Genomic DNA, 13,129 nt, shown 5'->3' on the forward strand with positions numbered 1-13,129 from the left:
CGGCGGACGGTTCCTGATGGGTCGTCAGGTTCGGCACCGTAGCAACGCGCGCGTGAGATGAGAACACGTCGCGCACACAGACAAGGGCGCCCCCTCCGCCATGACGGAAGAGGCGCCCTGCCGCCCGGGGTCGGGTCCGTGCCGTCAGGACGTCGCGGACGGGCTCGGCGAGGGGCTGGCCGAGGCGTCGGCCGCGGCGACCTTCAGCTCGACGGTGAGGGTCGCGCCGCCGGTGGTGGTGATCCGGAGCAGGAAGGTGCCGGTGACGTCGTCCGCGTACAGCTTCGGCAGCGTCAGCAGGCCCTTGTCGTCCGTCTGGAGGCCGGTGAGGGTGCGTACGGCCTTCCCGTCGGCGTCCTTGAAGTAGGGGCCCTTGTCGTTCTCGGTGGCGTCGTCGGCCGACTTGATCAGTGTGGCGGTGGCCGCGACCTTGTCGGCGACGGTGCCCTTGTACGTCGCCTTCACCTGGACCTGGTCGGCGAACTCGCCGCCCGGGGTGCAGGTCAGCGGGGTGTCGCTGGTGCGGGCGAGGGTGTCGGCGGCGCGGGCGGTGACGGTGGCCGTGTAGTCGACCCCCTTGACCTGGCGGCCGACGACAGCGGTGGTGATCTTGAAGTCGCCGGTCTTCTCGCCCGCCTCGAGCGCCGGTGCGAGCGCCACGCCCTTGGCGTCGGTGGCGATCGTGGCCACGGTCTCGCCGCCGGCGAACGTGGCGTCGGTGTCGCCGGTGATGGTGAACCGGATCCGGACCTTGCCGACGGCCGCCCCGGCCTTGGTCTCGGCGCGGGTGCTGATCCGCTGGGCGAACGCGTCACCGGCCATCGCGGTGAGCTTCGCGGTGCCGGTGCTCGCGTCCTCCAGGTGGTCCACGGTGTCGGAGGGGGTGGGCGGCTTCGGCGGCTTCGGCGGCTTTGGCGGCTTCGGGTCGTGGTGCCCCTTGCCGCCGCCGGGCTTGTCCGGGTCCGGCTTGGTCTTCGGCGGGTCGGAGGGCTTCGTGGTGTGCTTCGAGCCGTCGTCGCTGCGGCGGGAGGGCACGCCGCCGGTGCCGTCGGGCACGGAGTGGGAGCCCTTGCGGTAGTACTCCAGCCAGTTCAGGACCAGGTTCAGGTAGTCCTGCGAGTTGTTGTAGCTGAGGATCGCGCTGTGCAGGCCGGCGTCGCTGGACAGGTCCCAGTCGTTGCGGCACAGGTAGTGGCCCGCGGCGAGCGCGGCGTCGTAGACGTTGTTGGGGTCCGCCTTGCCGTCGCCGTTGCCGTCGCGGCCGGCCCAGGCCCAGGTGGACGGGATGAACTGCATCGGGCCGACGGCCTGGTCGTAGGCGCTGTTGCCGTCGTACTTGCCGTGGTCGGTGTCCTTGATGAGCGCGAAGCCGTTGCCGTCGAGCTGCGGGCCGAGGATCGGGCTCAGCGTGGTGCCGTCGGCGTCGACGCGGCCGCCGCGGGCGTGGCCCGACTCGACCTTGCCGATGGCGGCCAGGAGTTGCCAGGGCAGGTTGCAGCCCGGCTTGGAGGTGCGCAGCTCGGCCTCGGCCTTCTTGTAGGCGTCGAGGACGGTCGCGGGGATACCGGCCTCGGCCGGGTCCCGGGAGACGGGCGTGCCGATGGTGGGCGACGGGCTGGGGTTGGGGCTGTTGAGCGGCGGCAGGTCCGTGTAGTACGGCGAGTTGCCGGTGGCGTTGCCGTCGGTGGCCACGTCCGGTACCGGGGCGCTGGCGCCGGCCGCGGACTGTCTGCCGTGGTCCTCGCCGGTGGCTCCCGGAGCCTGGGACGCGGACAGAGCCGCGACCGCCGCCGCGGCCACGGCGGTGGTCGCCGCTCCCTTGCGCAGCCGCCTGCCGATGTGCGCCGCCATAGAGTGAACCCCTCCCGTGGACGCCTGTGCGTCCGTCTCCGTCCGTGTGCCTCGCTCTGGTCTGACGGTTGACCCGGTGCTCTGGTTGCCCCCTGTTCCCGCCTTTCCATCCGCGCGACGTACGTTCGAACGTGCACCCGGCACTGCGACCCAGGTGACCCTACGACACCTTCCTTTGAGCAGGCACCGGTTCGCGCCCGGTTTTCACCGGTTGGCCAACTTCCGTTGGTGTGACGGGCGTCGAACGGTACTCACGCATACTGGACGCGCATGATCACCGGTTCCGGTGCCACGGCCGACGACCGCTCCAGGGGGCTCTGTTGCCGTTCACGCTCAGCCATGCGGCGGCCGTGCTGCCCGCCATCCGCCGGAACGGCGGCGGCCGGGGCCGGCTGGTGCCCTCGGTGCTCGTCGCGGGCTCCTTCGCGCCCGACATGACCTACTACGCCGCGAGCGTCCTGCCGGGCGGCATGGAGTTCGGGGCGGTGACGCACTCCTTCGCCGGTGTGGTCGGCGTCGACGTGCCCATCTCCTGGGCGCTGGTGGGGCTGTGGCTGCTGGTCCGGGAGCCGCTGGTGGCCCTGCTGCCCCGGGGCCGGCAGGGGCGGCCGGCCGCTCTGCTGCGCTGCGGTGCGCCACACGCGCGCGTGCGGGCCGTCTCGGTGCTGTGGTGGTACGTCTCCGCGGTGCTCGGCGCGCTGACGCACGTCGTGTGGGACGCGTTCACGCATCACGACCGGTGGGGGTCCCGGCTGGTTCCGGCCCTCGGCCGGGGTCTGGCGGGCATGCCGCTCTACTCGTGGCTGCAGTACGGCACGTCCGCGGTGGCCGCCGTGGTGATCGCCGTGTTCCTGGTACGTGCGCTGCGGCGGGCGCCGGCCGGCGAGCCGGTGGCGGTGCCCGCGCTGTCCGTACGGGACCGTCGGTGGGCCGCCGCAGTGCTCGGCGGCTGCGCCCTGGCGGGAGCGGTGCAGCGGGCGACGCGGTGGTGGGAGTACTGGGGTGCGCACGAGAAGCCCTGGGACCTGGTGCCCACCCTGTGCTTCGGTGTGGGCGCCGGGCTGGTCCTCGGGGTGCTGGTGTACGCGGTGGGGGTCAGGGTGTGGCGCCCTGCCCCGGTTCCGGGCAGTCCCGCAGCGGCGGTCGGTGCCCGGCGGGACCGGCCGGCCGCTCGATGACGGGGGCCACGAACACGGTGAGGGTGCGCCGGGGCCTGGCTCTCGGGATCAGGGTGAGCAGCAGCGCGAGGTAGCCGCGGGCGAGATCGGGCCAGGCGCGCCAGTCGGGGGCGCGGCGGGTGCGGGCGGCCACTCGGCGCCGGAGGTCCACCGCGGCCCTGCGTACGGTCGTGGCCAGGTCGGCGGGGATGCGGGCGGTGCTTGCGTCGGCCGCGAGGGCCGGGACCGGCGAGGCGGGCGTGGCCCGGTCCGGGGCGGTGTCCGCTGGGGCCGGGGTGCCGCCCTGCGCCTCGGGCGTCCGGCGGTGGAGCATGCGTATACCCATGCTCGCAGTGTTGCGGTTACGGGGCCCGGGGGGCGTTTTGGCGGGGGCCACGTGAGTGAAACGCCCTCCGGGGTCCGGCCGGGATTGGTGCGGGTGGGTGGGGTGGCCGTGCAGGGCACGGTTGGTTCGGCACCACCGAAGTGCGCCGACGGGATGCGGCGGGTGCGGCGGAGAAGTGACTGGCGCCCTGTGCAGAAGGAGCGACCGTCGGACGGCGGAGGGGCGTTGTCCAGCCCTTGGCTGAAAACGCCCCTCCGCTGAGTCGCCGAAGGCTAGTGCGCCGCCGACTCCCAGTCCGGGCCCACGCCCACCGAGACGTCGAGCGGGGCCCTCAGGTGGACCGCGTTCGCCATCTCGTGGCGGACGATCTCCTCGGTGGCCTTGCGCTCGCCGGGGGCGATCTCCAGCACGATTTCGTCGTGGACCTGGAGGAGCATGCGGGACTTGAGGTCCGCCTCGCGCAGGGCCCGGTCGACGTTGAGCATGGCGATCTTGACGATGTCGGCCGCCGTGCCCTGGATCGGCGCGTTCAGGGCCATGCGCTCGGCCGCCTCGCGGCGCTGGCGGTTGTCGCTGTTGAGGTCGGGGAGGTAGCGGCGGCGCCCGAAGAGCGTCGCGGTGTAGCCCGTCGCCCGCGCCTCGTCGACCGCCCGGCGCAGATAGTCCCGGACACCGCCGAAGCGCTCGAAGTAGGTGTCCATCAGGGCGCGTGCCTCGGCCGCCTCGATGTTCAGCTGCTGGGAGAGACCGAAGGCGGAGAGACCGTACGCCAGGCCGTAGGACATGGCCTTGATCTTGCGGCGCATCTCCGCGTCCACCGCGTCCCGCTCGACCGAGAAGACCTGGGAGGCGACCGTGGTGTGCAGGTCCTCACCGGAGGTGAACGCCTCGATCAGGCCCTCGTCCTCGGAGAGGTGGGCCATCACGCGCAGCTCGATCTGGCTGTAGTCGGCGGTCATCAGGGACTCGAAGCCCTCGCCGACCACGAAGCCGCGGCGGATCGCCCGGCCCTCGTCGGTGCGGACCGGGATGTTCTGCAGGTTCGGGTCCGTGGAGGACAGCCGGCCGGTCGCGGCCACCGTCTGGTTGAAGGTGGTGTGGATACGGCCGTCGCCGGCGACGGTCTTGATCAGGCCCTCGACCGTGACGCGCAGCTTCGCCTGCTCGCGGTGCCGGAGCATGATCACCGGCAGTTCGTTGTCGGTCTGGGTGGCGAGCCAGGCGAGGGCGTCGGCGTCGGTGGTGTAGCCGGTCTTGGTCTTCTTCGTCCTGGGCAGGGCCAGCTCCCCGAAGAGGACTTCCTGGAGCTGCTTGGGGGAGCCCAGGTTGAACTCGTGGCCGGCGGCCGCGTGGGCCTCCTTCACGGCCTGCTGCACGGCACCCGCGAACATCTGCTCCATCGCCTCGAGGTGCGCGCGGTCGGCGGCGATGCCGTGGCGCTCCATGCGGGCGAGCAGGGCGGAGGTGGGCAGCTCCATGTCCCGCAGGAGGTCGGCGGCACCGACCTCCTGGAGGCGTGCCTCGAAGGCCTCGCCCAGGTCGAGGACGGCGCGGGCCTGGATCATCAGCGCCTCGGCCTCGGCGCCGTCGTCCGCGCCGAAGGCCAGCTGGCCGTCGGCCGTGGCGGCGGGGGCCAGCTCGCGGTGCAGGTACTCCAGGGACAGCGCGTCCAGGTCGAAGGAGCGACGGCCCGGCTTGACCAGGTAGGCGGCGAGGGCCGTGTCCATGGCGACGCCCTCGACGCTCCAGCCGTGCTCGGCGAAGACGCGCATCGCGCCCTTGGCACTGTGGAACACCTTCGGACGGCCGGTGTCGGCCAGCCAGGACGCGAACGCGTTCTCGTCGGTCTCGTCCAGCTCGGCGGGGTCGAACCAGGCGGCCGCTCCCCCGGCCGCCGCCAGGGCGACCTCGGCGACCGAGCCGGTGCCCAGGGCCCAGGTGTCGACCGTGGCGACGCCGAGGGTCCCGGTGCCGTGCTCGGCCAGCCAGGGGGCGAGCTCGCCGGTGCCGAGGATCTTGCCGTCCAGTTCCACACCGTCCGTCGCGACCGGGGTGGTCTCGGCCTCCTCGGTGCCCGGGTCGACGGCGAAGAGACGCTCGCGCAGGGAGGGGTTGCGGATCTCCAGGGTGTCCAGGACCATCGCGACGGTCTTGCGGTCGTACGGGCCCCGCTCCAGGTCGGTGACCGTCCTCGGCAGCTCGACCTGGCGCTCCAGCTCGGTGAGGCGGCGGTTGAGCTTGACCGCCTCCAAGTGGTCGCGGAGGTTCTGCCCGGCCTTGCCCTTGACCTCGTCGACGCGCTCGACCAGCTCCGCGAACGAGCCGAACTGGTTGATCCACTTCGCGGCGGTCTTCTCCCCGACTCCGGGGATGCCGGGGAGGTTGTCGGACGGGTCGCCGCGCAGGGCCGCGAAGTCGGGGTACTGGGCGGGCGTCAATCCGTACTTCTCGAAAACCTTCTCCGGGGTGAAGCGGGTCAGCTCCGAGACGCCCTTCGTCGGGTACAGCACGGTCGTGTTCTCGGTGACCAGCTGGAAGGAGTCGCGGTCGCCGGTGACGATCAGCACCTCGAAACCCGCGGCCTCGGCCTGGGTGGCGAGGGTGGCGATGATGTCGTCGGCCTCGAAGCCCTCGACGGCGAAGCGCGGCGCGTGCATGGCGTCGAGCAGCTCGCCGATCAGCTCGACCTGGCCCTTGAACTCGTCGGGCGTCTTGGAGCGGTTCGCCTTGTACTCGGTGAACTGCTCGGAGCGCCAGGTCTTGCGGGAGACGTCGAAGGCCACCGCGAAGTGCGTGGGGGCCTCGTCACGCAGGGTGTTGGCCAGCATCGACGCGAAGCCGTAGATCGCGTTCGTCGGCTGGCCCGTCGCGGTCGTGAAGTTCTCCGCGGGCAGCGCGAAGAACGCGCGGTAGGCCAGCGAGTGCCCGTCCATGAGCATCAGCCGCGGACGGGTGCCGCCGGGGTTCTTGTCGGTCTTCTTCGATGCTGTCTCTGCCACGCCCCCGATCCTGCCACGCCCCACTGACACTCCGGGCCGCGGCGGGTTCGGCACCCCACGGGCCGGAAGCCCGCGAATCCCGGCCGGAACCCCGCAGACCCCGGCACAGGCACTGCTCCCGTCGCCCGGCAGGACCGGGGCTCACCGCTGTCGGTGCCCCGTGGGAGGATCGGAGGCGTACTTCTCACACGCAGTCGAAGGGGACCGTGCGATGGCGACCAAGCCGCCCAAGGGTGATCCGGTTCAGGACGCGCCGCAGGTCGCGGAGCCGAAGCACGCGGCGGCGGGGCTGCCCGCCATCGGGCACACCCTGCGCATCGCCCAGCAGCAGATGGGCGTGAAGCGCACCGCGCTGACCCTGCTGCGGGTGAACCAGAAGGACGGCTTCGACTGCCCCGGCTGCGCCTGGCCGGAGCCGGACCACCGGCACAAGGCGGAGTTCTGCGAGAACGGCGCGAAGGCGGTGGCCGAGGAGGCCACCCTGCGCCGGGTCACCCCGGAGTTCTTCGCCGCGCACTCGGTGGCCGACCTGTCCACCAGGAGCGGGTACTGGCTGGGGCAGCAGGGGCGGCTCACGCATCCCATGCATCTCCCCGAGGGCGGAGATCACTACGAGCCGGTCAGCTGGGAGCGTGCCTTCGACATCATCGCGGAGGAGATCTCCGCCCTCGGCTCGCCCGACGAGGCCGTCTTCTACACGTCGGGGCGGACCAGCAACGAGGCCGCGTTCCTGTACCAGCTCTTCGCGCGCGAGCTGGGCACGAACAACCTGCCCGACTGCTCGAACATGTGCCACGAGTCGTCCGGCTCGGCGCTCTCCGAGACGATCGGCATCGGCAAGGGCAGCGTCCTGCTGGAGGACATCTACAAGGCCGACCTGATCGTCGTCGCCGGGCAGAACCCCGGGACGAACCACCCGCGCATGCTCTCCGCGCTGGAGAAGGCCAAGGCGAACGGCGCGAGGATCATCAGCGTCAACCCGCTGCCCGAGGCCGGCCTGGAGCGGTTCAAGAACCCGCAGACCCCGCAGGGCATGCTCAAGGGCGCCGCCCTCACCGATCTGTTCCTGCAGATCCGTATCGGCGGCGACCAGGCCCTGTTCCGTCTCCTCAACAAGCTGATCCTGGCTGAGCACGACCGCGCCCCCGGCTCGGGCGCGGTCGACGAGGAGTTCGTCCGCGAACACACGCACGGGTACGAGGAGTTCGCCGAGGCCGCGCGTGCCGCCGACTGGGACGAGACGCTCAAGGCGACCGGCCTGTCCCGGGAGGAGATCGAGCAGGCCCTCGGCATGGTGCTCGCCTCCGAGCGGACCATCGTCTGCTGGGCGATGGGCCTCACCCAGCACAAGCACGCCGTCCCGACCATCCGCGAAGTGGTCAACTTCCTGCTCCTGCGCGGCAACATCGGCCGCCCGGGCGCGGGAGTGTGCCCGGTGCGCGGCCACTCCAACGTGCAGGGTGACCGCACGATGGGCATCTTCGAGCGGCCCGCCCCGGCGTTCCTGGACGCGCTGGAGAAGGAGTTCGGGTTCGCGCCCCCGCGCGAGCACGGTTTCGACGTCGTACGGGCCATCCGCGCGCTGCGGGACGGCGAGGCGAAGGTGTTCTTCGCCATGGGCGGCAACTTCGTCTCCGCCTCTCCCGACACGGACGTCACCGAGGCGGCCATGCGGCGCGCGCGGCTGACCGTGCACGTGTCGACCAAGCTCAACCGCTCGCACGTCGTCACGGGCGCGCGTGCCCTCATCCTGCCGACACTCGGCCGTACGGAACGCGATCTGCAGGTCGGCCCGAACGGGAGACGCACAGAGCAGTTCGTCACCGTCGAGGACTCCATGGGCATGGTGCACGCCTCGCGCGGGCGGCTCGCGCCGGCGAGCACGCAGCTGCTGTCCGAGCCGGCGATCGTCTGCCGGCTGGCGCGCCGGGTGCTCGGCGCGGACAGCAAGGTGCCGTGGGAGGAGTTCGAGCAGGACTACGCGACGATCCGCGACCGCATCGCGCGCGTGATCCCCGGTTTCGAGGACTTCAACGCGCGCGTGGCCCGCCCTGGTGGCTTCACGCTGCCGCACGCGCCGCGCGACGAGCGCCGCTTCCCGACGGCGACCGGCAAGGCGAACTTCACGGCGGCGCCGGTGGAGTACCCGGAGCTGCCCGACGGCCGCCTGCTGCTGCAGACGCTGCGCTCGCACGACCAGTACAACACCACGATCTACGGCCTGGACGACCGCTACCGGGGCATCACCAACGGCCGCCGGGTGGTGCTGGTGAACCCGGAGGACGCGCGGGCCCTGGGGGTCACCGACGGGTCGTACGTGGACCTGGTGAGCGAGTGGAAGGACGGCGTGGAGCGGCGGGCGCCCGGCTTCCGTGTCGTGCACTATCCGACGACGCGGGGCTGCGCGGCGGCGTACTACCCGGAGACCAACGTGCTCGTGCCACTGGACGCCACCGCCGACACCAGCAACACCCCGGCCAGCAAGTCCGTCGTGGTCCGCCTGGAGAGCACGCTGGAGGGCCGCCCGGAGGCCCGGCCGGAAGCCCGTCTGGAACAATCGGCGACCGACTGAGCGTTTGCTCAGCCAAGAGACAGGTGTACGACGAACGGAGCCGGGCCCATGGGTGAGCAGCAGCAGGTGAAATTCCCGCAGGAGGTCATCGACGAGTACGCCGCGCTCGGCGTCGACCTGCCCGCGCTGTTCTCGGCGGGTCACCTCGGGACGCGGATGGGCGTGCAGATCCTGGAGGCGTCGGCGGAGCGGGTCGTCGGCACGATGCCGGTGGAGGGCAACACCCAGCCGTACGGGCTGCTGCACGGAGGCGCGTCCGCGGTGCTGGCGGAGACCCTGGGCTCGGTCGGCTCCATGCTGCACGGCGGCAGCTCGAAGATCGCGGTCGGCGTGGACCTGAACTGCACGCACCACCGCGGGGTCCGTTCCGGACTGGTGACCGGTGTGGCCACGCCGACGCACCGGGGGCGGTCGACGGCGACGTACGAGATCGTGATCAGTGACGAGGAGGGCCGCCGGGTGTGCAGCGCCCGGCTGACCTGCCTGCTCCGGGACGTGCGGACCGGCGACGAGGCGCACGTCCGGCGCGCCGGCGACTGACAGCGTCCCCGCCGCCCCGTTGCCCCCTCGCCGTCCCTCCCCTTAGCTTCGGCACATGGGACGGCATGGGGGCCCCCGGCCGGGGGTGAGGTTCCTGGCGCTCTCGCTGGCGCTGCTGTGGACGAGCGGCTGCGGCGGGACGGACGGCGCCGGGCCGGGCACGGGCGGATCCAGCGGCCCCGGGCACCCTGCCCACGGCTCGGCCACCGCCTACGCGTCGCAGACCTCCGACGCGAAGCTGTGCGCGAGGATCGTCGCGCACTGGTCGCGGAAGGTGCTCGACAGCGGAACCTACGGCGACTACCAGTCCATGGGGCTGTCCAACGGGCAGTACGGGATCCTGCGCGACGTCGTGGACGCGGCGCGGGCGGCCGAGCGGCGCCAAGGAGCCGCGGCCGCCGAAGAGTTGATCGTCCGTCAGGCCCGCAGAGCCTGCGCCGAGCGGTACCGGCACGGAACCCCGAGCGGAGGTCCGTGGCAATGAGCGGCATCGGCCCCCTGGAGCCCGGCGAGGGCACGCAGGCGTGGGACACCGCGCCGCAAGCGCCCCGCGACCGAAGGCGTGCACTGTTCTCGTCCCTGAACGCCCGCCACCGCCGGGCCGTCCTGGCCCTCGCCGCCGTCGCGCTCCTGCTCGCGGGCGGCGGCTATCTCTACGCGACCCGCCCGCAGCAACCGCCACCGCCCCAAGTGCCGTACCCCGCGCAGGTGGTGACGATGTCGTACCTGCGCGAGCGGACCGCCCCGCCCGGCACGCCGGCCCGCAGCTTCAGCTTCGAGGTGCTGTTGCGCGTGGAGTCGGGACCGCCGGTCACCGTGACCCGGGTCACCCAGCCGTACGCCGGCCTCTCGGTGGCAGCGGCGCCGCATGTCCCCTTCCGGGCAAAGGCAGGCGCTCCCCGCAAGATCACCATAATCATGCAAGTGACGGAATGCGGAAAGGTCCCGAAGGACGCCGGGATGCCTTTCCTGGAAGTAACTCTACGTAATACGCGCGCAATGCAGATTCAGAGTTTCATCCTCGGCCCCCACTACGCACAGCACCTCTCGCACGCCCTGAAAGTCGCCTGCAGCAACAGTGGTGTGTAATCACCAAAACCCTTGAGACACCTGAACGGATCATGGTGAGTTCCTGCGGGTTCTCACAATACGGACAGGGCGAATCGGCCTGAATTCCGGCGTACCCCCCACCGTGTACCGCTCTGCATTACCTCGTGTCATAACAAGAGCGTCACAGCATTGGTCAGACCCTCCTCCACGTTCCCCACACACGCCTAGAGTCACGGCCAGTCACCGCGCAGTCGGATTCTCACTTCGGCCAGGCGCGAGCGGCTCGACCGTTTCCACGGGGATGCGGTCGTCGATCGGAAAGGACTGATCGTGCGTCAACGTTCGCTCATCGCCATCACCGCCGCCCTGGCGGCGGGTGCACTCACCCTCACCGCCTGCGGCTCGCGCGACAGCGGCGACAAGGGTTCGGACTCCGGCAACGGCGGCGGCACCACCGTCACCATCGGCGTCGACGCCCCGCTGACCGGCGACCTGTCCGCGCTCGGCCTGGGCATCCGGAACTCGGTGGACCTGGCGGCCAAGACGGCCAACAAGAAGAACTACGTCAAGGGCATCACCTTCAAGGTCGAGGCGCGCGACGACCAGGCGCAGCCCTCCTCGGGCCAGACGAACGCCACCGGGTTCGTCGGCGAGAAGGACGTCCTCGGCGTCGTCGGTCCGCTGAACTCCTCCGTCGCCCAGTCGATGCAGAAGGTCTTCGACGACGCCAAGCTGGTCGAGGTCTCCCCGGCCAACACCAGCCCGGACCTGACCCAGGGTCCCGACTGGCGGAAGTCGAAGTCGCGCCAGTACAAGTCGTACTTCCGCACCGCGACCACGGACGCCATCCAGGGCCCGTTCGCCGCCCAGTACGTCTACAACAAGGCCAAGAAGACCAAGGCCTTCGTCATCGACGACAAGAAGACGTACGGCGCCGGCCTCGCCGGGACGTTCACCGACGAGTTCAAGAAGCTCGGCGGCAAGATCGTCGGCACCGAGCACATCAACCCCGACACCAAGGACTTCTCCGCGGTCGCCACCAAGGTGAAGAACTCCGGTGCCCAGGTGGTCTACTACGGTGGCGAGTACCCGCAGGCCGGTCCGCTCAGCAAGCAGATCAAGGCCGCCGGTGCCAAGATCCCGCTGGTCGGCGGTGACGGCATCTACGCCGACGACTTCATCAAGCTGGCCGGCGCCTCCGGCAAGGGCGACCTGGCCACCTCGGTCGGCGCGCCGGTCGAGACGCTCGACTCCGCCAAGGAGTTCGTCGCCAACTACAAGGCGGCGGGCTACAAGGAGGCGTACGCGGCGTACGGCGGCTACTCCTACGACTCGGCCTGGTCGATCATCGAGGCCGTGAAGAAGGTCGTCGACGACAACGGCGGCAAGCTGCCGTCCGACGCTCGCGCGAAGATCACCGCCGCGATGCAGAACGTCTCCTTCGACGGTGTGACCGGCAAGGTCTCCTTCGACGAGTACGGTGACGCGACCAACAAGCAGCTCACCGTCTACTCCGTCACGGGCAGTGCCTGGAAGGCCGTGGAGTCCGGCACCTACAACGGCAGCTGACCCACACCCGCACCAGCCGAGCCGCGCGGGGCGCTGTTCCATGGCGCCCCGCGCGGACTCGCATCCGGCCACATCCGTCGAACTTTCCGAACGCTCGGAGGACATGCGGTGAACGAACTGCCGCAGCAGCTGGTCAACGGCCTGCTACTTGGATCCATGTACGGGCTGGTCGCCATCGGCTACACGATGGTCTATGGCATCGTCCAGCTCATCAACTTCGCCCACGGCGAGATATTCATGACCGGTGCGTTCGGCGCGCTCACGGTCTACGCCTACATCCTTCCCGACGGCACCTCGATGTGGGTGGCCCTGCCGCTGATGCTCATCGGCGCCATCCTCGTCGCCGTCACGGTCGCCGTCGGAGCGGAACGGTTCGCCTACCGCCCTCTGCGCAGCGCACCCCGCCTCGCTCCCCTCATCACCGCCATCGGTCTCTCCCTCGCCCTCCAGCAGGCGGTGTGGGCCTGGTACCCGGGCGCCAAGTCCGCCCGCACCTTCCCGAGCATCCCGGGCGGCCCCTTCGAGATCGGCAACGTCACGATCCAGACCGGTGACATCTTCCTGGTCTGCGCGGCGCCGCTCAGCATGGCGTTCCTCGCCTACTTCGTGATGCGCACCCGTACCGGGCGCGGCATGCAGGCCACCGCCCAGGACCCGGACACCGCGAAGCTGATGGGCATCAACACCGACCGCATCATCGTGGTCGCGTTCGCCCTCGGTGCCACCTTCGCCGCCGTCGGATCCGTGGCCTACGGCCTCAAGTACGGCCAGATCGACTTCCGCATGGGCTTCATCCTCGGCCTGAAGGCCTTCACGGCGGCCGTCCTCGGCGGTATCGGCAACATCTACGGTGCCATGCTCGGCGGCCTCGTCCTCGGCGTCGCCGAGGCCCTTTCCACCGCCTACATCGCCGACATCCCCGGCATGGACAAGTTCGGCAGCCAGTCCTGGGCAGACGTCTGGGCGTTCGTACTCCTCATCCTCGTTCTGCTGTTCAGGCCCCAGGGTCTGCTCGGCGAACGCGTCGCGGACAGGGCGTGACACC

Annotated in this window: 10 protein-coding genes; 7 read left to right on the forward strand and 3 right to left on the reverse strand. The window is 70.8% G+C overall.

The genetic code is table 11. The features are described 5' to 3' along the window. Positions 1–144: 144 nt before the first annotated feature. Entirely contained in the window at positions 145–1,851 is a 1,707-nt protein-coding gene (locus ACWC5O_RS14370) for a lytic murein transglycosylase (RefSeq protein WP_450587399.1), read from the reverse strand. A 320-nt stretch (positions 1,852–2,171) separates the two neighbouring features. Here ACWC5O_RS14370 and ACWC5O_RS14375 point away from each other — a divergent pair, with 320 nt between their 5' ends. Beyond that, a complete protein-coding gene (locus ACWC5O_RS14375) occupies positions 2,172–3,029 on the forward strand; it encodes a DUF4184 family protein (RefSeq protein ID WP_450587397.1) in 858 nt (285 codons plus the stop codon). Here the strand turns inward: ACWC5O_RS14375 and ACWC5O_RS14380 are convergent. Together ACWC5O_RS14380 and polA are read right to left on the reverse strand one after the other, a co-directional pair. Further along, a complete protein-coding gene (locus ACWC5O_RS14380; protein WP_450587395.1) occupies positions 2,947–3,354 on the reverse strand; it encodes a hypothetical protein in 408 nt (135 codons plus the stop codon). The two genes, ACWC5O_RS14375 and ACWC5O_RS14380, sit on opposite strands and share 83 nt — an antisense overlap. A 272-nt stretch (positions 3,355–3,626) precedes the next feature. Then, complete coding sequence (gene polA / locus ACWC5O_RS14385; protein WP_450587393.1) at positions 3,627–6,353, reverse strand: DNA polymerase I; 2,727 nt, start codon at positions 6,351–6,353, stop codon at positions 3,627–3,629. 211 nt (positions 6,354–6,564) lie between these two features. Between polA and ACWC5O_RS14390 the strand changes: the two genes are divergently transcribed. The 6 genes from ACWC5O_RS14390 (at position 6,565) to ACWC5O_RS14415 (ending at position 13,125) form a co-directional block, all read left to right on the forward strand. Continuing rightward, a complete protein-coding gene (locus ACWC5O_RS14390; RefSeq protein WP_450587391.1) occupies positions 6,565–8,925 on the forward strand; it encodes an FdhF/YdeP family oxidoreductase in 2,361 nt (786 codons plus the stop codon). Between the two features lie 48 nt (positions 8,926–8,973). Then, positions 8,974–9,465: a hotdog fold thioesterase gene (locus ACWC5O_RS14395; protein WP_450587390.1), complete on the forward strand. Its 492-nt coding sequence runs from the start codon at positions 8,974–8,976 to the stop codon at positions 9,463–9,465. 55 nt (positions 9,466–9,520) lie between these two features. Beyond that, the gene (locus ACWC5O_RS14400; protein ID WP_450587389.1) at positions 9,521–9,949 is read left to right on the forward strand and encodes a hypothetical protein; all 429 of its coding nucleotides are present in this window, start codon (positions 9,521–9,523) and stop codon (positions 9,947–9,949) included. After that, positions 9,946–10,554 carry a Tat pathway signal sequence domain protein gene (locus ACWC5O_RS14405; protein ID WP_450587387.1) on the forward strand — a complete coding sequence of 203 codons (609 nt, stop codon included), beginning with the start codon at positions 9,946–9,948 and terminating at the stop codon, positions 10,552–10,554. Before ACWC5O_RS14400 ends, ACWC5O_RS14405 begins: the two co-directional genes overlap by 4 nt. 291 nt (positions 10,555–10,845) lie before the next feature. Next, positions 10,846–12,084 (forward strand): branched-chain amino acid ABC transporter substrate-binding protein, encoded by a 1,239-nt coding sequence (locus ACWC5O_RS14410; RefSeq protein WP_450587385.1) that lies wholly within the window; start codon positions 10,846–10,848, stop codon positions 12,082–12,084. Positions 12,085–12,192: 108 nt separating this feature from the next. Further along, positions 12,193–13,125, forward strand: a complete 933-nt coding sequence (locus ACWC5O_RS14415) for a branched-chain amino acid ABC transporter permease (RefSeq protein ID WP_145875065.1) — start codon at positions 12,193–12,195, stop codon at positions 13,123–13,125. Positions 13,126–13,129: the final 4 nt, after the last annotated feature.

It is taken from the genome of Streptomyces sp. NPDC001450 (assembly GCF_053597295.1).

What these genes read in the sequence shown, in the direction of transcription:
- ACWC5O_RS14370 (WP_450587399.1), bottom strand. Translation starts at nt 1,851, where the DNA reads ATGGCGGCGCACATCGGCAGGCGGCTGCGCAAGGGAGCGGCGACCACC.
- ACWC5O_RS14380 (WP_450587395.1), bottom strand. Translation starts at nt 3,354, where the DNA reads ATGGGTATACGCATGCTCCACCGCCGGACGCCCGAGGCGCAGGGCGGC.
- ACWC5O_RS14390 (WP_450587391.1), top strand. Translation starts at nt 6,565, where the DNA reads ATGGCGACCAAGCCGCCCAAGGGTGATCCGGTTCAGGACGCGCCGCAG.
- ACWC5O_RS14395 (WP_450587390.1), top strand. Translation starts at nt 8,974, where the DNA reads ATGGGTGAGCAGCAGCAGGTGAAATTCCCGCAGGAGGTCATCGACGAG.
- ACWC5O_RS14400 (WP_450587389.1), top strand. Translation starts at nt 9,521, where the DNA reads ATGGGACGGCATGGGGGCCCCCGGCCGGGGGTGAGGTTCCTGGCGCTC.
- ACWC5O_RS14405 (WP_450587387.1), top strand. Translation starts at nt 9,946, where the DNA reads ATGAGCGGCATCGGCCCCCTGGAGCCCGGCGAGGGCACGCAGGCGTGG.